This is a genomic window from Brevundimonas sp. NPDC055812, from assembly GCF_053616535.1.
Genome location: NZ_JBSHDX010000009.1, coordinates 136,436 through 160,067, shown reverse-complemented (window position 1 = coordinate 160,067; position 23,632 = coordinate 136,436). Strand labels below are relative to the sequence as shown.

Genomic DNA, 23,632 nt, shown 5'->3' with positions numbered 1-23,632 from the left:
ACGCGTGACCATTCCCTTCATCGATCTTCTCAGCCAGCGCCGCCGCATCGGCCCGGCCATCGACGCCGCCCTGATGGAGGTCGCGGCCAGCGGCCAGTACATCATGGGTCCGGCGGTCGGCGCCTTTGAACAGGCCCTGTGCGACTTCGGCCAGGCGCCGCACGCCCTGTCCTGCTCCAACGGGACGGATGCGCTGGTGCTGCTGATGATGGCGTGGGACGTAGGGCCGGGCGACGCCGTCTTCTGCCCCGCCTTCACCTTCGCCGCCACGGCCGAGGTGGTCGCGCTGGCGGGCGCCACGCCGGTCTTCATCGACATCTGCCCCGACACCTGGACGATGGACCCCGACCACCTGCGCGCCGCCGTGGAGGCGGTCGAGCGCGAGGGCGTGCTGAAGCCCCGCGCCGTCATCGCCGTGGACCTGTTCGGCCAGCCCGCCGACTATCCCGCCCTGTCGCAGATCGCACAAAAACACGGGCTGAAGCTCATCGCGGATTCGGCGCAGGGGTTCGGCTGCACCCTGAACGGCCATCACCCGATCCACTGGGCCGACGCCACGACGCTGAGCTTCTTTCCTGCCAAGCCGCTGGGCGCCTACGGCGACGGCGGGGCGGTGTTGCTGAAGGAACCGGCGCTGATGGATCAGCTCGTTTCCCTGCGCGTCCACGGTCAGGCGACAGCGGCGGACGCAGCGGCGCAGGGCTTCGCCCACGACCCCAAATATCTGAACCCGCGTCTGGGCATGAACGGGCGGCTGGACACGCTACAGGCCGCCGTCCTGCTGGAGAAGCTGAAGATCTTCCCGGACGAGATCGAGCGCCGCAACCGCATCGCCGAACGCTATGTGCAGGGGCTGGCCGGTCATGTGGCGGCGACGCCGGTGGTCATTCCCGGCGGCCGCTCGGTCTGGGCCCAGTTCACCGTCGAGCATGACGACCGCGACGCGCTGGCTGCCCATCTGAAAACGCGAGGCGTGCCCACCGCCGTCTATTATCCGATCCCGCTGCACCGCCAGCCCGCCTATCGCCAGCACCCGGTCGGCCCCGGAGGTCTGGCCGTGACCGAGGCCAAGGCCGAGCGCGTCATCAGCCTGCCGATGAGCGCCTATCTGGACGAGGCCGTGCAAGACCGGGTGATCGCCGCCGTTGCTAGCTTCGGCTGAGGGCTTTCAGCCCTCGGTCAGGCGCATCTCGAAGGCGCCCGCCGCCTGGGTCCGCAGCAGAACGGTCTGGACCCCGGCGGTGGCGCGGGCGGCGGCCTGCGGCAGGCTTTCGCCGCGCATCAACCAGCCGGTCAGATAGGCGGTGAACAGGTCGCCGGTGCCGCTGGGACGGATCGGGATGCGGGGGATGGAGGTGCGATGGGCGACGCCGCCCTCGACAGTCACCGTCTCGACCTCGCCGGGCGCGGTGTCGGTCAGGACGCAGCCCGTCACCACCGTCCGCTCCGTGCCGCGCGCGTTCAGGATGTGTGTCGCCTCGATCACCCCCTCGACCGTATCGGGCCGTTCACCGACCAGTCGGCCCAGTTCGAACTGGTTAGGCGTGATGATGTCGGCCATCGGCGTCAGCTCGTCGCGGAACTGTTCGATCAGGCCCTCGGCGACGAAGACGCCCAGATCATCGTCGCCGATCACCGGGTCGCAGATGTGCAGCAGGGCGGGGTTCTTCGCCTTCCAGCGCCGCAGGAAACCCGCCGTCGCCGCCGCATTGGCGGCCGAGCCCATATAGCCCGTCACCACCGCCCCGGATGTCATGGGCAGGTCGCGCTCTTCGACCCCCAGCAGCAGGTCGGCGACCAGTTCCGTCTCCAGAATCCGGCCGCGCATGGTGGGATAGTGCGGGTGATTGGACAGCAAGGTGGTCGGCACCGCCGCCACCTCCAGCCCCATGGCCTGCATAGGCTGGACGGCCGCACTGTTGCCGACGTGGCCGTAGACGACCTGACTTTGAATCGAGATGACCCGCACGCGCGTTCGGAACCTCCTTAAGCGGGCGTCAGCGCCGGTCCGGCGATCGGATAGGCCCGCGTCAGTTCTCTTCCCTGCGCCTTCACCGCCGCGCTGTCGAGATCGCCGTCGCGCAGACCCTTGAGGATGGCCAGAATCATGCCGCCGACCGTGCGGAACGCCTCGGCGTCGAACCCGCGCGAGGTCGAGGACGGCGAGCCCAGCCGCAGCCCCGACGTCACCATGGGTGAGGCCGTGTCATAGGGGACCGAGTTCTTGTTGGCGATCAGGCCGTGATCCTCCAGCGCCTCGACCGCCGCCTTGCCGGTCAGGCCGAAGGGGCGCAGGTCGACCAGCACCAGATGGCAGTCCGTCCCGCCCGACACGAGGCGCAAGCCTCCGTCAGCCAGCGTCTGGCCCAGCGCGCGGGCGTTCTCGATTACCGCCTTGGAGTATTCGACGAAGTCCGGTTGCAGCGCCTCGTGGAAGGCCGCCGCCTTGCCGGCGATGACGTGCATCAGCGGCCCGCCCTGGGTGCCGGGGAAGACCGCCTTGTCGATGCGCCGCGCCAGTTCCGGGTCGTTGCACAGGATCAGGCCGCCGCGCGGGCCGCGCAGGGTCTTGTGCGTAGTCGAGGTGGTGACATGGGCGTGCGGCGTCGGATTGGGATAGAGGCCCGCCGCGATCAGCCCGGCGTAGTGTGCCACGTCGGCCACCAGGTATGCCCCGACCTTGTCGGCGATCTGGCGCATCCGGGCGAAGTCGATGCGGCGCGGATAGGCCGAGCCGCCCGCATAGATCAGGCGCGGCCGGTCCTGCAGAACGCGCTGCTCCATGTCGTCATAGTCGATCAGGTCGTCATCCTCGCGCACCCGATAGGCGCTGACCTCGAACCACTGGCCCGACAGGCTGACGGGCGAGCCGTGCGTCAGGTGGCCGCCGCAGGCCAGGTCCAGCCCCATGATGCGGTCGCCCGGCTTGATCAGGGCGAACAGCACGGCGAGGTTGGCGTTGACGCCCGAGTGCGGCTGGACATTGGCGTAGGCCGTGTCGAACAGGGTGCAGGCGCGCTCGATGGCCAGCTTCTCGGCGATGTCGACCGCCTCGCACCCGCCGTAGTAGCGGCGTCCCGGATAGCCTTCGGCGTATTTATTGGTCAGGACAGAGCCCTGCGCCTGACGCACGGCGGCGCTGACGATGTTTTCGGAGGCGATCAGCTCGATGCTGTCCTGCTGGCGTTTCTGCTCCAGGGCCAGGGCATGAGCCAATTCCGGGTCCAGAGCCCGCGTCGCCAGATCGAAAACCATGTCGTCTCCGCCGTCCAAATGAAAAAGGGGCGGGTCGGCCTGTGAGGAGGAGGGTCGCCGACCCGCCTAGCGGCCGGGCTTCGGGGGAGTGAAGCCGGGCCGAAGAGCGTCAACGCAGGGCCGAAAGGTCCGCGCCGTGATTGATGTGATAGACGGCGCCGCCCATGACGATGGCCGGAACCGATTGCACGCCGGCGGCCTCGGCTTCGGCCAGACGCTGCGGCGCCTCGCCCAGGTGAACCACCTCGACATCATAGGCCGCCGGGTTCAGCGCGCCGACGAAGCGCTGCTCGGCGTCGACGCAGACGGTGCAGCCTGCGTGATAGAAAACGGCTTTCTCGGCCATGGCCTATCCCTTGTTTCTGATCCCGCAGCGGTGTTGCTGCCTGGGAATGCGCGTGGGATACCCGGCCTATCGGCCCTGTCAGAAGAGCCGCTTTACTGAAACCTGATAGGCCGGATTATGGGACGCAGCGCCGTCGTCATTGAACTGATCGAAGACCCCGCCCGGCCCCTGTTCATCAATCTGGCGGGGTCGGTGATACGCGAGATCGAGCGTGGACGGCTGAAACCCGGCGACCGTCTGCCCGGCACCCGCGCCCTGGCCCGCACGCTGGGCGTTCATCGCAACACCGTCGACGCCGCCTATCAGGAACTGGTGCTGCAGGGCTGGCTGACGGCTGAGGCGTCGCGCGGCACCTTCGTCGCCCGCGACCTGCCCGATCTGGGTACGCAGAACTGGGGCGCTCGCCCCGCCGCCGCGCGCTTCGCCTCGCCCCTGCCGCAGACCCGGCCCGCGCCGCCGCCGATGCAGTTCTCCGACGGGGCGCCCGATGCGCGCCTGATGCCGGGACTGGAGCTGGCCAGAGCGTTCCGCCGATCGCTGACCGGCGCCGAACTGAAGTCGCTGCCCGGATACGGCGACCCGCGCGGGGCGCCGTCGCTGCGGACGGCGCTGGCCCGCTATCTGTCGGCCGAGCGCGGCCTGACGGTCAGCGCCGACGACATCCTGATCACGCGCGGCAGCCAGATGGCCCTGTTTCTGGCCGCCGCCGCCCTGAACCCCGGCGACGCCATCGCCGTCGAAGATCCCGGCTATCCGCTGGCCTGGAAGGCGTTTCGCGCCGCAGGCGCCCGCGTGGTCGGCGCCCCGGTCGATGCGCAGGGGCTGGACGTCGAACGGCTGGAGGCGCTGCTCGCGCGCGACCCGGCCATCCGCGCCGTCTATGTCACGCCCCATCATCAGTTCCCGACCACGGTGACGCTGGGCGCCGGGCGGCGCCTGCGCCTGCTGGAAATGGCGCGTCGTCATGGCCTGATCCTGATCGAGGACGACTATGATCACGAATACCGTTTCGAGGGCCGCCCGGTCCTGCCGCTGGCCGCCCGAGCCCTGAATCAGGTTCGCGATCAGGACCGCATCATCCATATCGGATCGGTGTCCAAGCTGCTCTCGCCCGTGGTCCGCATCGGCTATGCGACAGGCGCGCCAGACCTGGTCCAGGCCATGACCGCGCGGCGCGAAGCCATCGACCGTCAGGGCGACCTGCCGCTGGAACGGGCGCTGGCGCGGCTGATCGACGACGGCGACCTGGGCCGCCACGCCCGCAAGGCGCGCAAGATCTATGAGCAGCGCCGCGACCTGCTGTGCGCCGAGATCGCCGCCCGGCTGGACGGCGCCGTCGCCTTCGACAAACCGGCGGGCGGGCTTGCCCTGTGGCTCCGCGTGAACCCGGACATCGACGCCGCCGCCTGGGCCGCCGAGGCTGAGCGATCCGGCTTGATCCTGACCCACGGCCGCCAGCTCCAGCTTGAACCCACCCCCAAGGGGAGTCCCGCCGCCAACGCCTTCCGCATCGGCTTCGCCAGTCTGGATGAGACGGAACTGGTGCGCGCCGTCGACCGGCTGAAGGCGGCGCAACCGGCCTGATCGATCAATCCAAACTGGAACTTCTGGACCATCCGGCTTGTCGCCACCCTCAGACCTGATCGCGGCCGTCGCCGCATGGGTCTGAAAGGGTTCAAGATGATGCCGCCGTCCAGCCGCAAGACGACCTCGCCCCGGCCACGCCGACTCTTCGAGGGCGAGGACAAGCCCGAGGGCGGCGCCACGCGGCGCACCGCCCTGATCCAGATCTTCGTCCTGCCGCTTTCGGTGGCGGTCGCCGCCGCCGTCATCGGCGTCGTCGCCGTCTGCTCGGGTTGAAGCCGTGATCTCCGGAGGCCGCAACCGGCCAATGACTTGCGTCATTCCAGGTCAGGGCGCATGAACCGGCCCTGACGAAGCCGCCCGAGAGGTCATCCGTGTCCGACGCCGACAAAGCCGCCGCCCTGTTGCCCGAAGGCCAGCCTGTCGGCCGCGTCATCGCCATGCCCGCCGACACCAATCCGGAAGGCGATATCTTCGGCGGTTGGCTGCTGGCGCAGATGGACCTGGCCGGGGCGACCCCGGCGTTCGAGCGCGCGGGTGGCCGTTGCGCCACCGTGGCCCTGGACGGCATGGTCTTCCACCAGCCGGTCTCGGTCGGCGACGAAGTCTCCATCTACGCCAAGATCATCCGCGTCGGCCGCACCTCGATCCGCGTCCACGTCGAGGCCTGGAAACGAGCGCGCGGCCAGGCCGAGGCCCAGTCGGTCCGCGTGACCGAGGGCGTCTTCACCTATGTGGCCATCGATCAGGACCGCAAGCCGCGCGAAGTGCCCCCGGCCTGACGCTGATCGGAAGTCCCAGCCCGACAGTCGGTAATTCTTGACGTTCGGGGGCGGCGGCCCTACCTCCCCCGCATGGCCATTCGTCGTATCCTGACTATCGATAACGCCGCCGATCTGGCGATCCTGAAGACTGTCGCCGCGCCCGTGGAAGGCGGCGTCACCGACGCCGTGCGCGCCCTCATGGATGACATGCTGGAGACGATGTACGACGCGCCGGGCATCGGCCTGGCCGCGCCGCAGGTCGGCGAGCTGACCCGCGTGGTCGTCATGGACCTGGACGACAAGCCGGTCGAGGGCGCCTCTGACGAGCCGCAGACCGAGGAAGAGGCGCTGGAGCGCCGCAACCCGCGCTTCTTCGTCAACCCCGAGATCCTGTGGTCGTCCGAGGAGATGTTCTCTTATGAGGAAGGCTGCCTGTCGATCCCGACCTATTACGACGCGGTCGAGCGTCCGGCGCGCGTGCGCGTGCGCTACATGAACTATCAGGGCGAGACGATCGAAGAAGAGATCGAAGGCCTGTACGCCGTCTGCTTCCAGCACGAGCTGGACCATCTGAACGGCGTCCTGTTCATCGACCACCTGTCGCGCCTGCGCCGAGACCGCGCGGTCGCCAAGGTCAAGAAGCAAGCGAGGATGGCCGCCTGATGGCTCGCAAGACCCGCAACATTGATCCGAGAACCGTCAATAGAGGGGGCCGTCGCCGCCTGACCCGCAACGAGAAGGTCGGCGCGGCCAGTCTGGCGACCCTGCTGGCTGTCGCCGCCGTCGGCGTGGTGGCGGGTCTGGTCATCGACCGCCTGCTCGATTTCGACGACGCCCTAGACGCTGGCGGCGAGTGGGACGAGGGCGGCGGCGTCTATACCCGCTGGATGTAATCGGCCCCACGGTCTAAAGGCGTGCCCATGCGCCTAGCCTTCATGGGAACCCCCGACTTCGCCGTGCCGTCCCTGGCCGAGCTGATCGCCTCGGGGCACGAGATCGTCGCCGTCTATTCGCAGCCGCCGCGCCCCAAGGGCCGGGGCCAGAAGCTGACGCCGTCGCCCGTTCACGCCTTCGCCGAGGCCATGGGTCTGCCGGTGTTCACGCCCGAGAGCATGAAGGCGGCCGAAGCCATCGACGTCTTCAAGAGCCTGGACCTCGACGCCGCCTGCGTCGTCGCCTACGGCCAGATCCTCAAGCCTGAAGTGCTGGAGGCGCCGCGTCTGGGCTGCTTCAACCTCCACGGGTCGCTGCTGCCGCGCTGGCGCGGGGCCGCTCCGATCCAGCGCGCCATCATGGCCGGAGACCGTCAGACCGGCGTCCAGATCATGCGGATGAGCGAAGGCCTGGACGAAGGCGCCATCATCCTATCCGAACTGATGGACATCCACGCCGACGACACGGCGGCCTCTCTGGGCGACCGCATGGCTCATGTCGGCGCCGCCCTGTGGCCGCGCGCCCTGGCCGCCATCGAACGCGGCGGCTTCACCGAGACGCAGCAGACGGGCGAGCCGACCTACGCCAAGAAGATCACCTCGGCCGAAGCCCGCATCGACTGGAGCCGCCCGGCCGCAGAGGTGGACGCCCACATCCGCGGCCTGTCGCCCTTCCCCGGCGCCTGGTTCGAGGTCGAGGCCGACGGCGAGCCGGTCCGCGTCAAGGCGCTGATGTCGGTCCTGGCTGAAGGCGAAGGCGCGCCCGGTCAGGTGCTGGACGACGCCTTGACCATCGCCTGCGGCGACGGCGCGGTGCGCCTGACCCGCGTGCAGCGTCCCGGCAAGGCGGCGCAATCGGCCGAGGAAATGCTGCGCGGCTTTCCGGTTCCGGCAGGTGTGGTTCTGGACGGGCCGCATCGGGTCGAGAAGGCGGAGCCTTCTGATCGCGGCCCCCAGGGATAATGCCCCGTTACCGCTTCACCATCGAATACGACGGCTCGGCCTACAACGGCTTTCAGGCCCAGGTCGGCCAGCCGACCGTGCAGGGCGCCATCGAGACGGCGATCGCCGCCTTCAGCGGCCAGAGCGTGCGCATCGCCGCCGCTGGGCGAACCGACACGGGCGTCCACGCCACGGGCCAGACCTGTCATGTCGATCTGGAGCGCGACTGGCCGGCGCAGACGGTGATGAACGCCCTGAACGCCCATCTGGTGAAGGAGGCCGTGGCGGTGCTGGACTGCACGCCCGTCAGCGACGACTGGCACGCCCGCTTCACCGCCAACGGACGCAAATACCTGTATCGCATCCTGAACCGGCCCGGCCGTCCGGCGCTGGACCGGGGCCGTGTCTGGCACGTCAGGAAGCCCCTGGACGCCGAGGCCATGCACGCCGCCGCGCAACACCTGATCGGCCATCACGACTTCACCACCTTCCGCGACGCCGCCTGTCAGGCGGCCAGCCCGCTCAAGACGCTGGACGTCGCCCGCGTCTCCCGCGTCGGCGAAGAGGTGCATCTGGTGTTCGAGGCGCGCAGCTTCCTGCACCGTCAGGTGCGGTCCATGACGGGCAGCATCGTCGAAGTGGGCCTAAATCGCTGGAGCCCGGCCGATCTGGCCGATGCCTTGGCGGCCAGGGACCGCGCGCGATGCGGCCCGGTGGCGCCGTCAGACGGTCTCTATCTGACGGGCGTCACCTATGAGGCCGAGGCCTGACCCCAGGCTTCAGCGCTTGAACAGGCCGCCCAGGGCGCCGCCGAGGCCGCCTGGCAGGTTGTTCAACAGACCGCCGAGCATGTCGTCCGCGCCCTCCGCCGAGCCGTTCGGCGTCAGGCGGTCAATGGCTTCCGGCAACAGCCCGGCCAGGGTCTCGCTGGCCTGTTCCGGCGAAACGCCCAGCTTCCGGGCGAAGTCGGCGATCGGGCCGGAGCCGATGACGGCGGCGATCTGCTCGGGGCTGATCGCGGCGTTGCCGCCCTTGCCGATCCACGAAGCGGCTACGTCGCCCAGACCGTTCTGGCCGAACTTTTCAGCCAAGCCCGCCACGCCGCCCTGCCCCTTCAGCAGGTCGGCCAGGCCGCCGGCAGCGTCATCGCCGAGGCCGCCCAGAACATTATCCAGAAGTCCCATCTCAATTCCTCCGATTTGCGCCGCCAGAATGACAGACTTCCTCTGCGGATTTGTGGCCGGAAGGTAAAAGACGGCGCCGCGATCACGGCGACGCCGTCGACGTCAGCTCTTGGCGCGTTCCGAACCCGAGGTGACGGCTTGGCCGGCGGCGGACAGATCGCGGCCGATGCCCGAAACGGTGTTGCAGGCTGCGGTGGCCAGGGCGGCGGCGATGACGCCGAAAACAATGAGCTTGCGCATGATGAAATCCCCGTGGTCGATTTGGCGCTTCAACGTGAAGCTTGGCCATAAGGTTGCATGGCCAATTCATCCTCCAATCTGCTAACGGCGAAACCATGACGCAAGCTTCCGGAACCGCCGCCCGCCGTTTGGTCGAAACCCTGGTGATGAACGGGGTCGACAAGGTCTTCTGCGTGCCGGGCGAGAGCTATCTGGCCGTTCTCGACGCCTTGGCCGATGTCCGCGACCAGATCCAGGTCATCGTCTGCCGCCACGAGGCCGGCGCCGCCAACATGGCCGAGGCCTACGGCAAGCTGACGGGCCGCCCCGGCGTCTGCATGGTCACGCGCGGGCCGGGCGCGACCCACGCCAGCATCGGCGTGCATACGGCGCATCAGGATTCGACGCCGATGATCCTGTTCGTCGGCCAGATCGCCCTGACCGACCGCGGCCGCGGCGCCTTCCAGGAGGTCGACTACCGCGAAGTGTTCGGCGGCCTGGCCAAATGGGCGACCGAGATCGAGAGCCCCGAACGCACGGTGGAAGTGGTCGAGCGCGCCTTCGCCACGGCCCAGCAGGGTCGCATGGGCCCGGTCGTCGTCGCCCTGCCCGAGAACATCCTGCACGAAGACGGCGGCCCCGCGCCGATCCGCCCGGTCGCGCCCGCCAAGGCGGCCCTCGACCCAACCTTTGTCGAACAGGTGCGCGAGCGCCTGTCGCGCGCCGAAAGCCCGATGCTGATCCTCGGCGGCTCGGGCTGGACCGATGAAGCGACCGACGCGATCTCCGGCTGGGCCGAGCGTCTGGGCCTGCCGATCGCCCTGTCCTTCCGCCGCAAGGATCTGATCCGCAACGACCATCCCGGCTATGCGGGCGACCTTGGCCTTGGGCCGAACCCCAGGCTGGTCGCGCGGGTCAAGAACGCCGACCTGCTGCTGGCAGTCGGCGCACGGCTGGGCGAGAACCCGACCCAGGGCTACACCCTGCTGGACCGGACGAAGACGGCGCAGACCCTGATCCACATCCATCCGGGGCCGGAAGAGCTGGGCCGCGTCTGGGCGCCCGCCCTGTCGGCGGCGGCGGACAATTCGCTGGCGGCCCTGGCTCTGTCGACCATCGATCCGGGGCGCGTCTGGACCGAACAGGGCGCGACGGCCCATGCCGACTTCCTCGCCTTCTCCTCGCCCATCGAGGTCGAGAGCGCGGTCAATATGAGCGAGGTCATCGCCCATCTGGCGCAGGCCCTGCCGGAAGACGCCATCCTGACCAACGGCGCGGGCAATTTCGCCGCCTGGCTGCACCGCTTTCACCGCCATCAGGCCCGTCGCACCCAGCTGGCCCCGACCTCGGGCGCCATGGGCTACGGCTATCCGGCCGCGCTCGGCGCCAAGGCGACCCAGCCCTCGCGCGAGGTCGTCTGCATCGCCGGCGACGGCGACTTCATGATGAGCGCCAATGAAATGGCCACCGCCGCCCAGTACGGCCTCGGCGTCATTGTCGTGGTCGTGGACAACGGAACCTTCGGCACCATCCGCATGCACCAGGAACGGGAATACCCGACCCGCGTCATCGCCACCGACCTGAAGAACCCCGATTTCGTGAAGTACGCCGAGGCCTTCGGCGCCTTCGCCGTGCGCTGCGAGACGACCGGCGACTTCCCAGCGGCCCTGACAGCGGCGCGCGAGGCGGCGGCGAGCGGCCGCCCCGCCCTGATCCACCTGATCACCGACGCCGAACAGATCGCGCCGGGCCGCACGATCACGGATTTACGCGGGCAGTAGTCCTTACCCCCTCCCAACAGGAGAGGGGCGGCTTCCGCGCTTGCGTCCCGCCACGCTTCGCGAAAGAGTGCGCCCCTTATTGTACCGAGGGGGTCTTTCTCATGCGTCGTCTTCTGATTTCATCCGCCGCCGTGCTGGCGCTCTGCGCCGCTGCGCCCGCTGCTATGGCCGAGGGAGCCGCGTCCGCCGCCGCGACCATCCAGGCCCAGAGCGAGGACGCACGGCTCAACGCCTTCTTCGAACAGGCCTTCGAGGCGCGCGTGGCCCTCAGCCCCCAGCGTATGACCTCGCTGGGCCGCAAGACCGACTATGACAAGCTGGACGACGTCTCCGACGCCGCCGCCGAACGCTCGCTGGCCCTGCAGGAAGCCCAGCTGGCCCAGATGAAGGCCCAGTTCGACCCGACCAAGCTGAGCGAGCAGAGCCGCCTGTCCTGGCGCCTGTTCGAACACGGGGTGCAACAGGCGCGCCTGTCGAACCAGTGGCGCGACTGGGGCTTCCAGTTCGCCGCCAACGGCAACCCGACGACCAGCCTGCCGGTCTTCCTGATCAACAACCACCGCATCGGCAGCGTCTCGGACGCCGAGGCCTATGTCGCCCGCCTGAACGCCGCCGAACGCTATATGGGCCAGGTGGCCGACACCCTGACGGCGCGCGCCGGCAAGGGCGTGGTCTCGCCGCGCTTCGTCTTCGAACCCTCCATCGACAACACCCGCGCGGTGATCGCCGGGGCCCCGTTCGACGGCGGCGCCGACAACCCGGTCTGGGCCGACTTCCAGAAGAAGATCGCCGCCCTCGACGCCGATCAGGCGACCAAGGACCGCCTGCTGGCCTCGGCCCGCGAAGCCCTGACCGGCCCCTACAAGCGCGGCTTCGACACGGTGCTGACGGCGCTCGGCCAGGTGCAGACGAAGGCCGACAGCGACGCGGGCGTGTGGCGCCTGCCCAACGGCGAGGCCTATTACAACGCGCGCCTGCAGCTCTCGACCACCACCGACCTGACCGCCGACCAGATCCACCAGATCGGCCTGGACGAGGTCGCCCGCATCCAGCGCGACATGGAAACGATCAAGACCCAGGTCGGCTTCACCGGCACGCTGCAGGACTTCTTCGCCTTCCTGAAGACGGACCCGCAGTTCCAGTATCCGAACACGCCCGAGGGCAAGGAAGCCTATCTGACCGACGCCCGCGCCTTCGTGGCCCAGGTCATGGCCGTGGCGCCGCAGTGGTTCTCCACCCTGCCCAAGGCCCCGCTGGAGGTTCGCGCCGTCGAGCCGTTCCGTGAGGCGACGGCGTCGATCGCCTTCTACAACTCGCCCGCGCCCGACGGCTCGCGCCCGGGCATCTACTACGTCAACCTGTCGGACATGACCCAGGTGCTGAAGCCCCAGATCGAGGGCATCAGCTATCACGAGGGCGCGCCGGGCCACCACTTCCAGATCGCCTATGCGCAGGAGATGGAGCACCTGCCCAGCTTCCGCCGCTTCGGGGGCTACGGCGCCTATTCCGAAGGCTGGGGCCTGTATGCCGAGCGCCTGGGCAAGGAGATGGGCTTCTACCAGGACCCCTATTCCGACTTCGGCCGCCTCTCGACCGAGTTGTGGCGCGCGGTGCGTCTGGTGACCGACACCGGCCTGCACGCCAAGCGCTGGAGCCGCGAGCAGGCGATGGACTATTTCCGCCACAACTCCCTGCTGTCCGAGCGCGACATTCAGAAGGAAGTCGAGCGCTACATCACCAACCCCGGCCAGGCGACCAGCTACAAGATCGGCGAGCTGAAGATCGAGGAGTTGCGCGCCAAGGCCGAGGCGGCGCTGGGCGACCGCTTCGACATCAAGGACTTCCACACCGTCGTCCTGGGCTCGGGCGCCGTACCGCTGGACGTGCTGGGCGACCTGGTCGACGCCTGGATCGCCAAGGGCGGCGGCAAGCCGGCCGCCTGAGGCTCGCGTTTGCGACAGTAGAGCGGTAAAGGGCCGCCATGCCCTTTACCGCCACCGTCCTGACCATGTTCCCCGAGGCCTTTCCCGGACCGCTGGGGGTGTCGCTGATCGGCACCGCCTGGCGCGAGAAGGGGCTGTGGGACCTGCAGACGCTGGACATTCGCGCGTTTTCCGAAGATAAGCGCGGCTTCCTGGACGACACCCCTGCGGGTGGCGGTCCCGGTCAGGTGCTTAAAGCGGACGTGGTGGCCAGGGCTCTCGACAGCCTGGAAGGCCCGCCTAGGCCGCTTTTGTACATGAGCGCACGCGGTCGACCCCTGACGCAGGCGCGGGTTACGGAATGGGCCAAGGCCGACGGCATCGTCGTCCTGTGCGGCCGTTTCGAGGGGGTGGACCAGCGGGTGCTCGACGCCCGGGGGTTCGAGGAGGTCTCCGTCGGGGACGCGGTGCTCGCCGGCGGCGAGGCGGCGGCCATGGTGGCGATCGAGGCGTGCGTCCGGTTGGTTCCGGGGGTTCTGGGTGCGGCGGAAAGCCTGTCCACCGAGAGCTTCGAAGACGACCTGCTTGAGCATCCGCAGTACACTAGGCCGCGGACGTTCGAGGGCCACGACATCCCGGAAGTCCTGTTGTCAGGCGATCACAAGAAGATCGCCCAATGGCGTCAGGAACAAAGGGAAAGAACGACGCGGGAGCGGCGCCCGGATCTCTGGGAGCGGCATCTCGCCAACTTACAGGTAAAGAGCAAACAAGCTCCGGAGAAATGACATGAACATCGTCCAGCAACTCGCTGCCGAAGAAAAAGCCCGCCTGCTCGAAGGCAAGACCATCCCCGACTTCCAGCCCGGCGACACCCTGCGTGTCCACGTGCGCATCAAGGAAGGCGAGCGCGAACGCATCCAGGCGTTCGAAGGCGTCTGCATCGCCCGTGACGGCGGCGGCGTGAACGAGACCTTCACGGTCCGCAAGATTTCGTTCGGTGAAGGCGTGGAGCGTCGCTTCCCGATCCTGTCGCCGAACGTCGACTCCATCGAAGTGAAGCGTCGCGGCGTCGTCCGTCGCGCCAAGCTGTATTACCTGCGCGACCGCCGCGGCAAGTCGGCCCGGATCGCCGAGCGCCAGACGGCCCGCAAGGTCGCCGTCCCGGCCACCGGCACGACCGAGAAGGCCGGCGACGAGGCCTGATTTCAGGCTTCGGCTTCGCGCTGAAGATCAAAAGCCCCGGTGGAAACGCCGGGGCTTTTTATTGTTCGCGAACGCCCCTCGCCCGTCGGGAGGAAGGCGCGACTATTTCGGATATAGCGGATCATCCGCCTCGCGCCGGGCGTCGAGACCGCGCTTCAGCGCGCTCGTCTGATCGCGCCCCGCCCGAACCTCCCCGTAAGCGCGGCGAATGCTCTCCTTGGTCGTGGCCGACAGGGCGTCGTCCGCCAGCGCCCGCTCGAACCGCGCCTTCAACTGCTCCTCTCCGTTTTCGATCGTGTCGATCATGGAGACCTCGCTGCGCAGCAAGGCGTGGCTGACGTCCCTGAAGGCGCGCTGCGCCTTGGCCAGGATGGAGCGATCTTCCTCCGGCGAACCGCCGCGTTCGCGCACCGCCGCCTTGAACGCTTCGGCCAGACGCCGCCGCTCGCCCGCCCGCGCCTCGAACCAGGTGCGATAGGCGTCGTCGGCCGCCTCCAGAGCGGCCTGGTGATAGCCGTCGGCGCTGTCGACCAGCCCCTCGACCAAGCCGTTGAGGATCTTGATGTCGTGGCTGTTGCCGGCCATCGGAAACCTCCGTTGCTGTCCCAGAGGAAAACCCCTGCCAGCGGCGAAGGTTGCGCCTTGCGCCCCGCCCTAAAGCTTGGTGCGCAGGGACCACAGCTCGGGGAAGCAGCGGCGCTTCAGCGTCTCGACCAGATAGCCCACGCCGTCGGTGCCGCCCGTGCCCTGACGCCGGCCGATGATGCGCTCGACCGTCACCACATGCTTGTGCCGCCACGTCAGCAGGGCGTCGTCCAGATCGACCAGCTTCTCGGCCAACTGATACAGGGGCCACCAGCGCTCGGTGTCGCGATAGACCTCCAGCCAGGCGGCCTCGACGCCTTCATTCGCCTCATAGGACTGGCTGACGTCGCGGTTCAGCACCGCGTCGGGCACCGGCAGGCCCGCCTTGGCCAGTTGGCGCAGGGCGTCGTCATAGAGGCTGGGCGATTCCAGCGCCGCCTGCAGCGCCGCGTGGGCGGCCGGACGCTCGGCGTGGAAGCGCAGGAAGCGCGAGTCCTTCAGGCCCAGCATGGTCTCCAGGCGTCGGAACTGGTCGCTCTGGAAGCCCGAACTGGCGCCCAGATCGCCGCGGAACTTCAGGTAGTCGGCGGGCGTCATGGTGGCCAGGATGTCCCAGCTCTGGGTCATCACCGCCTGGATGCGGCTGACCCGCGCCAGGCTCTTGTAGGCGGGCACCAGATCGCCGGCCCGCACCAGCGTCTGCGCCAGCGCCACCTCGTGCAGGATCTGCTTGAGCCACAGTTCCTTGGTCTGGTGGATGATGACGAACAGCATCTCGTCATGCTGGTCGGAGCGCGGCTTCTGGGCGGACAGGATGTCGTCGAGGGCCAGATAGCCGGCGTAGGTCACGCCCTGCGGCTCATGCTTGGCCGTTTCAATTGCGTGTCCGCGAATGTCGTTTGCGTCGGTCATACGCCAGCTATCGCCCGATCAGCCGGGCGGGGCCAGACCCTTTTTGACTTGAGAAACTAGTTGGCGGCGCGGTCTTCGGCGACGGCGTTGGCGGCCATCTGGCGACCGTTGGCGAAGGCGTCACGGGCGTTGTTGTAGATGAAGCCGTAGGTCGGATAGACGGTGGTGCCCAGATCGTTGATCGGGTTGTACCAGACCTTCACCCGGCTCCAGTCGCCCGAGGATGAGACGTCGACGACGGTGACGTTCTCCTCGACCTTGCCGCGGCTGCCGCCCCAGTTGGCGTGGGTGACGCGGATCACGCGGTCGGTCAGGACATCGGAGACGACGGCGACGTGGCCGGCGCTCATTCGGCCGTGCGGCTGGAACACCAGCACCGAGCCGGTCTCAGGCGCGTCGCCGGTGCGGAACTTGCTGACGGCCTGACGCCACCAGGTCCAGGCGTCGCCGAAGATCTGAATGCCCGAGAACATGCGCGCGAAGGTCACGCACTGCCAGTAGGGGTCGCCGGCCTGGGCCGGGGTGGTGCTGAAGGCGAAAAATCCCAGGGTCGCCGCAAGGGCGGCGGCTGTGAGCCGTTTCATCATCTGGCGTGCTCCCGACTGAACGCGGACAAGCCTTAGACGATAGGGTCAGAATGTTGAAGAACTGTTTCCGACTGTTTCCCCGACTGATCCACAGATGATCGCCGCTTGGTCGCCCAGCCGCGCAGGAACGTACGGGCCGGACGCTCGATCAGTTGATGAACAATCGCGGCGGCGACAATCAAGCCTGCAATGATCGCCAGCCACAGTACGAGCGGAAGCTGCTTGTCCTCCGCCCCCGTCAGGCGCGCCACGACATTGACCGCCAGAATCTGCCACGGGGCGCACAGCATATAGACCGCATAACTGATCTCGCCGAGATAGACTGCAGGGGCGGAACCCAGGACGCCCGCCCTGTCCGCCGGAATGCCGGCCAGGGCCAGGATCAGCAGGCCGCCGGACAGGACGGTGATCCCGTCCCAGCTCATCAGGGCGGCGCTGAACGCCATCACGACCGCCGCCGCCAGGGCCAGCAGGCCCGCGCGCGGCAGGGGCGCACGCCGGTAAACCAGGTAGAGGGCGCAGCCGTAGGCGAAGCAGGGCACGATCCGCAGCGCCCCCCACTTGAACGTCGCCTCCGTCAGGCGATAGCCCGCGACGCGTTCGAACCCGACATAGAGGGCCACAAGGAACAGGGCCGCCGCGCCCGTCGCCAGCCAGGGCCGGTTCCGCAGCTTCCACGCTGCGGCGGCGAAGAGCGGGAAGGTCAGATAGGCGAACCACTCGGCCGAGATCGACCAAGACGGATGGTTCCAGCCCGCCTCGCCCGCGAAACCCCAGGCGTGAACCATCAGCAGATTGGGCAGCAGCGTCTTCCAGCTGAGGATGCCGGAATCGATCGCCATGCCCGCCGCCGTCGCCGCCAGCCCCAGGGCCATGACGCCGAACAGGGTGAACAGGTGCAGCGGATAGACCCGCGCGATGCGCGCCCACAGGAAGCCCCTGTAGCCGAAGCGCTTCTCGCCGAACGCCTGGAGATAGACGTGGCTGAGGATGAAGCCCGACAGGACGAAGAAGAGCTCGACCCCCAGATAGCCCTTGGCCGCCAGGGCGGGCATGCCGCCGACCGCCAGATTGGGCCACATCAGATAGACCACGACCCACAGGGCCGCGAGGAACCTGAGCGAGGTCAGGGGACGGATGTCGATCGGCGTCGCTACGGGCGTCATGGGACCATCCTGGCCGGTGAACCGACCGGGGACAGCCCGGCCGCGCAACAGCGCTCAATGCAAGCCGGGCGCCAGCTTCGCCTTACTCTACGCGACCGCTCTCCCCGGCCCTCTCGATCGCCGCCGTGGCCGCGGCGCAGCCGGTCAGGGTCTCGTCGCCGATCTCGACCTTGGCGGTCAGGGGATAGGTGCGGTCGCTCATGCCGTCCGAGCAGTCCGTCGCCGTCAGGGTGACGGCCAGATCCGCGCCCGCCTCAGTCTTGGTCGTCCAGGTCGCGACCGTGCCCTGCAGGGCCGGGCCGGGGTTGGCGGCCTTCTGCTCGGGCCGGTCGACGCCGGAATAGGTCAGGCCCTGCGGCGTGATCTCCACGGCCCAGAAGGGCTCGGTTCCCAGCACCCGTAGCGGCTGATCCAGATCGACGCCGGCCAGGGCGCGCGGCTCGGCCTTGGCGGGCTCCGCCGCCTTTTCAGCAGGCGGCGAGCAGGCGGCCAGGGTCAGAGAAACGGCGAGAGAAACGGCGGCGGCGGAGAAGAGGGCGACGCGCATGGCGGTCCTTTCAGAAGGTTTCCGGCCAAAGTCCGGGTTTGCCTTCACCCCGTCAAGACAGGCGCCAAAGCGGCTCGCCTGGGTTAGTGTGTCCTCATGCCGATTCGCCCCGCCCCCGACGCTGACCTGACGGCCTGCGAGTTCTTCGCGGGCGGCGGCCTGGCGGGTCTGGGACTGAGCCTGGACGGTGCAGGCTTCCGCACCGTTCTGGCCAATGACATCGACGCGGCCAAGGCCCGCGCCTTCCGCGCCAACCATCCCGATACGCCGCTGATCCACGACGACGTCTGGACCGTGACGCCGGATCAGATTCCCGGCGCGCCGGACCTGTGCTGGGCCTCATCGCCATGTCAGGACGTCAGCCTGGCGGGCGCGCGGGGCGGTCTGAAGGCGCAACGCTCGGGCGCCTTCTGGGGCTTCTGGAAGCTGATGCAGGGGCTGGACGCCGAAGGCCGCGCCCCGCGCATCATCGTGCTGGAGAACGTCGTCGGCCTGTTGACCTCGGGCGAGGGGCAGGACTTCGCCGCCGTCTGCGGGGCCATGGCCGAGGCTGGCTATACGGTCGGCGCCCTGGAGATCGACGCCGGACTGTGGCTGCCGCAGTCGCGCCCTCGCCTGTTCATCGTCGCCATGCGCGGCGTCGAGGGGCCGCGCCTGCCCGCCCCGACCCAGCCCTTCCATTCCTCGCGCCTGATCGCCGCCTGGGAGCGCCTGCCGGAGCCGGTTAAGACGAACTGGGCCTGGTGGCGGCTGGCCGTTCCGCCGCGCCGCAACCTCGACCTGGCGACCGTGCTGGAAAGCGACGCGCCCTGCTTCGCCCCAGCGGAGACACAAGCCTTGCTGGCCATGCTGTCGCCGCTGCACCGCGCCCGGCTGGAGGCGATCCAGGCCTCCGGCGAGCGGCGCGTCGGCGCGGCCTTCCGCCGGGTGCGGGTCAAGAACGGCGAGAAGCTGCAGCGGCTGGAGATGCGCTTCGACGGATTGGCGGGCTGCCTGCGCACGCCGTCCGGCGGGTCGTCGCGCCAGTATGTCGTGATCGTCGAGGGCGGACGCATCGCCATGCGCCGCCTGACCGGACGCGAGGCCGCGCGGCTGATGGGTGTGAGCGACGCCTATCGCCTGCCCGCCAGCGAAAGCGCGTCGCTGAAGCTGATGGGCGACGCTGTGGCCGTGCCTGTGGTCGAGGCCCTGACGCGCGGCCTGTTCCTTCCCGCCCTGACCGGACGCCGGGCCGAAGCCGCCGCCTGAAGCCTCAATAGTAGAGCTCGTCGTCCTTGCGGTCCTCGGCGCTTTCGATGCCGGGATCCAGATGGTTGTCCACCCGATCGTCCCAGCCGTCGCGATCGGACCGGAAGGCCAGGGCCATCAGCCCCCAGGCCAGGCCGACCGTGCCGAGCACGCCCAGCCCCATGGCGATCCAGCCATGCAGGCTCATCTCGCCCCCGCCGATCAGACGCCAATAGGCCGCCAGCCCAAGCGTGCTGACGGCCGATATGGCGACGGCGAGAACCAGCGACCGCAGAAGCCGGACCAGTCGCCCGCCTCTGGAGGCCTTCGTCATGGCTCAGCTCAGCGCTGGACCCACTGGCCCTGGGCGTTCTTGTACCACTGGCCCGAGCTGATGCGCGGCAGCAGCTGGGTCTCGAACATCCGGGCGCCCGCCACCTCGGCCGAGGTGCCGGCGTCGGAGGCGCTGCGGGCGTAGGCCTGGCGGCGACCGGCGTTGGTCGCGCTGATGGCGGCCTGGGTAGGGCCGTCGACCGAGGTGCGCACGCCGACGTAACCGTCGGCCTGCTCGCCGGCCGCGCCGGCGGCCTTGGCCTGATCGACCAGGGCCTTCTGCGAGGCGGTCTGCGCCACGGCGGCGCCGGCGGCGACGCCCAGAGCAGCGACAGCGGCCACGGCGACGAAGAGTTTGCGGTAAGTCATGTCTAAAGCCCCCTTTCGTATCAGAACAGGTTGGGGTTTTCGCGGAGCAGGTTCTGCAGTTCCTGGTCCAGCTTGATGCGGATGTCGGCGTCGAGCTTGGCATAGATCTGCAGCGGCTCGCTGAACTTGATGTTCACCGTAGGCGCGCATGCGGCCAGGCTGACGGCGCCGAGGCCGAGCATGGCGACGATCTGACGCTTGCTGATCATGAGGCCGATCTCCGAAGGCGGCGTTGGAAGTCACCGCCACTAAACGCTGCGGCGTGTGAATGGGTTCTGAACAAAGCGCAGCCGTGACTCAAGGCGTTTCATCCGTCGTCAGCACGGGCGTCTCCCCCCGACGCGCATATTCCAGCAGGTCGGAAATGATCTGGTTGGCGTTCCAGGTCGTGTCCAGCGTCAGGTCGATCGGCGTGTCCGACGGCAGGTTCAGCTTCTTATTGAGGAAGTCGCGCCGGATCAGCTCCATGAAGGTCAGGCGAAGCTGCTCTCGCTCGGGCGGATCGTGGCGGCCGTTGATGCGGAACCGGACGCCCAGGCGCCCCTCATCCAGGCTGTTGACCTCGGCGGTCAGGTCGCTGATCGCTAGGTCCTGCATGGCCTGATAGGCCAGGTCCTGCATGGTGTTGGGCGGAACCCCGGCCTCGCCCCCGCCGCCTGCGGCCAGATCGTCGAACACCTCGGGCTGGATCGACAGACGGCCGGGCCGCACCCCGTTCAGCACCCCGCCGACGATGCGCCAGCCGTCCTTGGGGTCATAGGTGAAGGGCAGTCGCCCCGACACCACGGCGTCGAACTCGGCCTTGTCCTGAAGATTGGCGCTCTTCAGCAGTTCGTTCAGTTGCACGCCCTCGACCACGACCACGCCGCCCCAGCCCTCGCCCGGCGTCAGCGGCAGCGACAGGGGCTCGACGCTGATGCGCCCGCCCGCCGCCTGGATCTGACCGCCGCCGATGGTCAGGGCCTTTTCGTCCAGACCGAAGGAGAGCTGAAGATCGGTCAGCGGCGTCACCGTCTGCACCCGGTCGGCCGTCAGCGTCTGGTTCGGCGCGGTGATCAGCGGCGTCAGGCTGGTGAACTCCACCCGCCCCTTCAGCCCCTGGACCTTGCCCGCCGGACTGGTGAAATCCAGATCGGGCACAGTCAGGACGCCTGAACTGGTCGCGCTCTCGGCCGTCCAGTCGAAACGCCCCTCGAACCCGGCCGAGCCCTCGACCGGCGACTTCACATAGTCGGCGACGAGCGGGCTGAGGTCGTCGGGCTGCAGCCCATGCTCGGTGAAGGTCAGATTGGGCGCCGAGATCACCGCCCCGCCCGCCTCGGCCCTCACGTCGTGACGCACGTCGACCCGCCCGACGGCGTGGTCCAGGCGGCTGAGGTCAAAGGCGGCCGTCCAGACGTCATCCGCCAGTTGCGCCTCGCCCTTAGCCTGAAGCGGCAGGAAGCGGACCGGATCGGCCCTATCCGCGACCTGGGCCTTGGCGACCCCGACGCGCATCGACACCCCTTTTGGCCCGCCGTCGACCGTCAGTTCGCCCTCCGCGTCGGAGAGGCCCGCCTCGAAGACAGGCACGGAGGCCGCCACGTCGACCAGCCGCGTCCGAGCGCGCCAGAGGCCGTTCTGAACCACGACCAGCGGGTTCGATGTCGGACACGCCCGGCCGGTCACGGCCTCAACCGAGTTCTCGCCCAGGTCCAGCTTGCGCACCGTCAAGGGAATGCAGTCGTCCGTCGTATAGGTCAGCCGTCCGCCCGTGGAGACCAGTTCACCCCGGGTGCTGAAGGCGATGTCGCGCGCAGGCCCGAAATCCAGAGCCGCCTCCCCCTTCAGCGTCGCGGCGAATCCGCCTGGCGTCATCCGCCACTGCACGCCGTCGAAGCGCGCTTCCGGCAAGCCGCCGCCGCGTCTGGACGCCACGCTGAAGGCGCCCTGCGCTGCGCCGCCCGCCCTCATGGACAGCGCCGGCGCCCTCGCCGAGGACAACTGCAGCTCGCCGCCGTTGGCCGGGCGGGCGGTCAGCGGCCGCAGCAGGACAAGCTCCACCCCGGCGTTGTCGCTGACCAGCCGCACCTGGGGCGCATCCAGTGCGAAGGCCCCCAGCGCCCGCTTCAACTCGGCGAGTTCGGGAATGTCGTCGGCCTGAGGCGCGCCGAGCACTGGCGCCGAAACACGATCCGCCGCCAGGGCTCCGGCGGCGCTGATCCGCGTGATGGAATCCCGCACCAGATCGACGTCCAGACGCCCGCCCGCGCCATCCAGCGTCACATCGCCCGTCGTTAGGCGCCGAACGGTCAGGGTCGCCGGCCCCTGGACCTCGAAGGCTTCTCCCTTGCCGCCGGCCTCCAGGGCGGTCGAGACGAGGACCGCCTGGGTCAAACGGGTCTCGCCGAACCGGCCCGACGCCGCCGTCAGCCGCAGGGGCGAAGCCGCCCGCCACTTCATCTCCTCGGCTTCCGTCCCGCCTGAGGTCGACAGGACGAAGCGGCCGAGATCCAGCGCCGCCTGACGAATTTCCATTCCCTCGCCCTGGAGGCGGTCCGCCGTCGCCGTCCCCTTCGCCTCGCCCTTGAGGCTGTAGGCGTTGAGCCAGCCCTCGACCGCCCCGGCGAACTCAATCGTCGCGACCGCCTGGCGCGCCGTCGTCCCGGCGCCGGCCAGTTCATCCGCCGTGAGTCGCGCGTTGAGGCCGACCCGACCGTCGCCGCGCCGGGTCTTCATGTCCGGGTAGGGCAGGTCGCCGCTGAGACTCAGCGCCGCCCCCTGGCCGCCGACGCCCGCCACGGCGAAGCGCTCGGCCTGGGCGTCCAGCTTCACCGTCGTACGGTCGCCCGCGGTCGTCACATCGATCACGCCGGCCAGGCCGCGCGCCTCGGTCTCGCCGCTCTTGAGCGAGGCGGCCGGCATCCGTCCCGACAGCCGCATCAGCTTGCCGTCGTCGATCCGGGCGTCCGCCAGCAGACGCAGCGGGCCGTATTCGGTGTCGAGCCGCGCCTGGCCGCCTTCAACGATGACCAGGGGCGCGCGGGAATCCGGCCTGGGCGGCTTGCCGGTGAATTCCTCGACCAGGGGATCGAGACTGCCCAGCGACAGCTTCCCGTCCTTCCACGCCGCTCGAACGATCGGACGGACCAGGCGGATGCGGCTGGGCGTCACCCCCAGTCCGGCCTTCGACCACGGCAGGCCCACGGCGTAGTCGACCTCGACCCGTTCGACCTTGAAGTCGGGGTTCTCTGGATCGCCGATGGAGACCTTGCCGACAAAGCCGTTGAGCTCCAGCCGCTCGACCTCGACGTCGGCGTCGATGCCCTTGCGATCCAGCCAGCCGACCAGCAGCTCGCGCGCCGCCGCCCGCCGGTTCAGATAAAGCGTCGCCGCAAGCACCAGCAGCAACGCCAGAATGATCAGCACCGTCCTGGCCAGCCGTCGTCGCGGCCTTCCCTTTCCGGACGGCGCGCCAGGGGACTGGGCGGATCCGGCGTCGGACCCTGAAGTGGCTATGTCGTCGGTCAAGGGGAGCGGCGTTCAACTTAACAGGAAGGGGAACAACGCCACAGAATGCGCGACAACAACAGTCGTTGCAGAATGAGCACTGCGACGTGACACCTGCGCCACTACCAGCCGACCTCGACTACAAGAAGGCGAAGTTTGGCGAGAGACTCACGCAGAACGGTAAATTACTGCAGATCATCGCGGCCATGTTAACCAATCGTAACATTCCATCTTCCCAAGATGGGACGTGCGGGCTATACGGCTCGCTTCGCGTTCGCCGGACGA

General features: G+C 68.7%; 27 protein-coding genes. 13 read left to right on the top strand and 14 right to left on the bottom strand.

Going from position 1 to position 23,632, the window contains the following annotated elements:
- Positions 1-4: 4 nt before the first annotated feature.
- Positions 5-1,162 (top strand): DegT/DnrJ/EryC1/StrS family aminotransferase, encoded by a 1,158-nt coding sequence (locus ACWGL1_RS15115; protein ID WP_452112443.1) that lies wholly within the window; start codon positions 5-7, stop codon positions 1,160-1,162.
- A 6-nt stretch (positions 1,163-1,168) separates the two neighbouring features.
- Here ACWGL1_RS15115 and pdxY read toward each other — a convergent pair whose 3' ends face one another.
- The 3 genes from pdxY to ACWGL1_RS15100 all read right to left on the bottom strand — a co-directional run bounded on the left by pdxY (position 1,169) and on the right by ACWGL1_RS15100 (position 3,601).
- Complete coding sequence (gene pdxY / locus ACWGL1_RS15110; RefSeq protein WP_452112442.1) at positions 1,169-1,969, bottom strand: pyridoxal kinase; 801 nt, start codon at positions 1,967-1,969, stop codon at positions 1,169-1,171.
- Positions 1,970-1,986: 17 nt separating this feature from the next.
- A complete protein-coding gene (glyA, locus tag ACWGL1_RS15105) occupies positions 1,987-3,255 on the bottom strand; it encodes a serine hydroxymethyltransferase (protein WP_452112441.1) in 1,269 nt (422 codons plus the stop codon).
- A gap of 109 nt (positions 3,256-3,364) precedes the next feature.
- Positions 3,365-3,601, bottom strand: a complete 237-nt coding sequence (locus ACWGL1_RS15100) for a thioredoxin domain-containing protein (RefSeq protein ID WP_291778949.1) — start codon at positions 3,599-3,601, stop codon at positions 3,365-3,367.
- Positions 3,602-3,718: 117 nt separating this feature from the next.
- On the opposite strand from ACWGL1_RS15100, the gene pdxR reads away from it, so the two are divergent.
- The 7 genes from pdxR to truA all read left to right on the top strand — a co-directional run bounded on the left by pdxR (position 3,719) and on the right by truA (position 8,593).
- Positions 3,719-5,185: a MocR-like pyridoxine biosynthesis transcription factor PdxR gene (gene pdxR, locus ACWGL1_RS15095; protein ID WP_452112440.1), complete on the top strand. Its 1,467-nt coding sequence runs from the start codon at positions 3,719-3,721 to the stop codon at positions 5,183-5,185.
- Positions 5,186-5,281: 96 nt separating this feature from the next.
- Entirely contained in the window at positions 5,282-5,461 is a 180-nt protein-coding gene (locus ACWGL1_RS15090; protein WP_452112439.1) for a hypothetical protein, read from the top strand.
- Positions 5,462-5,559: 98 nt separating this feature from the next.
- Positions 5,560-5,967, top strand: a complete 408-nt coding sequence (locus tag ACWGL1_RS15085) for an acyl-CoA thioesterase (protein WP_338577858.1) — start codon at positions 5,560-5,562, stop codon at positions 5,965-5,967.
- A gap of 72 nt (positions 5,968-6,039) precedes the next feature.
- Positions 6,040-6,612 (top strand): peptide deformylase, encoded by a 573-nt coding sequence (gene def / locus ACWGL1_RS15080; protein ID WP_452112438.1) that lies wholly within the window; start codon positions 6,040-6,042, stop codon positions 6,610-6,612.
- Positions 6,612-6,842, top strand: a complete 231-nt coding sequence (locus ACWGL1_RS15075) for a hypothetical protein (protein ID WP_291778934.1) — start codon at positions 6,612-6,614, stop codon at positions 6,840-6,842. The genes def and ACWGL1_RS15075 overlap by 1 nt, the downstream gene beginning before the upstream one ends.
- 27 nt (positions 6,843-6,869) lie before the next feature.
- Positions 6,870-7,844 (top strand): methionyl-tRNA formyltransferase, encoded by a 975-nt coding sequence (gene fmt, locus ACWGL1_RS15070; RefSeq protein ID WP_452112437.1) that lies wholly within the window; start codon positions 6,870-6,872, stop codon positions 7,842-7,844.
- Positions 7,844-8,593, top strand: coding sequence for a tRNA pseudouridine(38-40) synthase TruA (gene truA / locus ACWGL1_RS15065; RefSeq protein WP_452112436.1), 750 nt, complete (start codon positions 7,844-7,846; stop codon positions 8,591-8,593). The genes fmt and truA overlap by 1 nt, the downstream gene beginning before the upstream one ends.
- A 9-nt stretch (positions 8,594-8,602) precedes the next feature.
- On the opposite strand, the gene ACWGL1_RS15060 is transcribed toward truA, so the two are convergent.
- Entirely contained in the window at positions 8,603-9,034 is a 432-nt protein-coding gene (locus ACWGL1_RS15060) for a YidB family protein (RefSeq protein WP_291779882.1), read from the bottom strand.
- Between the two features lie 75 nt (positions 9,035-9,109).
- Positions 9,110-9,247, bottom strand: coding sequence for an entericidin A/B family lipoprotein (locus ACWGL1_RS15055; RefSeq protein WP_291778924.1), 138 nt, complete (start codon positions 9,245-9,247; stop codon positions 9,110-9,112).
- Between the two features lie 95 nt (positions 9,248-9,342).
- Between ACWGL1_RS15055 and ACWGL1_RS15050 the strand changes: the two genes are divergently transcribed.
- From ACWGL1_RS15050 to rplS, 4 genes are all read left to right on the top strand, one after another.
- The gene (locus ACWGL1_RS15050; protein WP_452112435.1) at positions 9,343-11,007 is read left to right on the top strand and encodes a thiamine pyrophosphate-binding protein; all 1,665 of its coding nucleotides are present in this window, start codon (positions 9,343-9,345) and stop codon (positions 11,005-11,007) included.
- A 101-nt stretch (positions 11,008-11,108) separates the two neighbouring features.
- On the top strand, positions 11,109-12,950 hold the full coding sequence (locus tag ACWGL1_RS15045; RefSeq protein ID WP_452112434.1) for a DUF885 domain-containing protein: 1,842 nt from the start codon (positions 11,109-11,111) through the stop codon (positions 12,948-12,950).
- Positions 12,951-12,988: 38 nt separating this feature from the next.
- Positions 12,989-13,714, top strand: coding sequence for a tRNA (guanosine(37)-N1)-methyltransferase TrmD (gene trmD / locus ACWGL1_RS15040; protein WP_119412608.1), 726 nt, complete (start codon positions 12,989-12,991; stop codon positions 13,712-13,714).
- Between the two features lies 1 nt (position 13,715).
- The gene (gene rplS / locus ACWGL1_RS15035) at positions 13,716-14,132 is read left to right on the top strand and encodes a 50S ribosomal protein L19 (RefSeq protein WP_291778912.1); all 417 of its coding nucleotides are present in this window, start codon (positions 13,716-13,718) and stop codon (positions 14,130-14,132) included.
- Between the two features lie 102 nt (positions 14,133-14,234).
- On the opposite strand, the gene ACWGL1_RS15030 is transcribed toward rplS, so the two are convergent.
- The 5 genes from ACWGL1_RS15030 to ACWGL1_RS15010 form a co-directional block, all read right to left on the bottom strand.
- Positions 14,235-14,717 carry a PA2169 family four-helix-bundle protein gene (locus ACWGL1_RS15030; RefSeq protein WP_452112433.1) on the bottom strand — a complete coding sequence of 161 codons (483 nt, stop codon included), beginning with the start codon at positions 14,715-14,717 and terminating at the stop codon, positions 14,235-14,237.
- A 69-nt stretch (positions 14,718-14,786) separates the two neighbouring features.
- Entirely contained in the window at positions 14,787-15,629 is an 843-nt protein-coding gene (locus ACWGL1_RS15025) for a tryptophan 2,3-dioxygenase (RefSeq protein WP_312219474.1), read from the bottom strand.
- Between the two features lie 56 nt (positions 15,630-15,685).
- Entirely contained in the window at positions 15,686-16,216 is a 531-nt protein-coding gene (locus ACWGL1_RS15020) for a CHAP domain-containing protein (RefSeq protein WP_343831755.1), read from the bottom strand.
- Between the two features lie 32 nt (positions 16,217-16,248).
- On the bottom strand, positions 16,249-17,382 hold the full coding sequence (locus ACWGL1_RS15015) for an acyltransferase family protein (protein WP_452112432.1): 1,134 nt from the start codon (positions 17,380-17,382) through the stop codon (positions 16,249-16,251).
- An 82-nt stretch (positions 17,383-17,464) separates the two neighbouring features.
- The gene (locus tag ACWGL1_RS15010; protein WP_452112431.1) at positions 17,465-17,929 is read right to left on the bottom strand and encodes a COG3650 family protein; all 465 of its coding nucleotides are present in this window, start codon (positions 17,927-17,929) and stop codon (positions 17,465-17,467) included.
- Between the two features lie 96 nt (positions 17,930-18,025).
- Between ACWGL1_RS15010 and ACWGL1_RS15005 the strand changes: the two genes are divergently transcribed.
- Positions 18,026-19,177: a DNA cytosine methyltransferase gene (locus ACWGL1_RS15005; RefSeq protein ID WP_452112430.1), complete on the top strand. Its 1,152-nt coding sequence runs from the start codon at positions 18,026-18,028 to the stop codon at positions 19,175-19,177.
- Between the two features lie 4 nt (positions 19,178-19,181).
- On the opposite strand, the gene ACWGL1_RS15000 is transcribed toward ACWGL1_RS15005, so the two are convergent.
- The 4 genes from ACWGL1_RS15000 to ACWGL1_RS14985 all read right to left on the bottom strand — a co-directional run bounded on the left by ACWGL1_RS15000 (position 19,182) and on the right by ACWGL1_RS14985 (position 23,266).
- Entirely contained in the window at positions 19,182-19,490 is a 309-nt protein-coding gene (locus ACWGL1_RS15000; RefSeq protein ID WP_452112429.1) for a hypothetical protein, read from the bottom strand.
- 8 nt (positions 19,491-19,498) lie between these two features.
- On the bottom strand, positions 19,499-19,858 hold the full coding sequence (locus ACWGL1_RS14995) for a YdbL family protein (RefSeq protein ID WP_291778881.1): 360 nt from the start codon (positions 19,856-19,858) through the stop codon (positions 19,499-19,501).
- Positions 19,859-19,878: 20 nt separating this feature from the next.
- Complete coding sequence (locus ACWGL1_RS14990) at positions 19,879-20,067, bottom strand: YnbE family lipoprotein (protein WP_040346241.1); 189 nt, start codon at positions 20,065-20,067, stop codon at positions 19,879-19,881.
- A gap of 88 nt (positions 20,068-20,155) precedes the next feature.
- Positions 20,156-23,266: an intermembrane phospholipid transport protein YdbH family protein gene (locus ACWGL1_RS14985; protein WP_452112428.1), complete on the bottom strand. Its 3,111-nt coding sequence runs from the start codon at positions 23,264-23,266 to the stop codon at positions 20,156-20,158.
- Between the last annotated feature and the right edge of the window lie 366 nt (positions 23,267-23,632).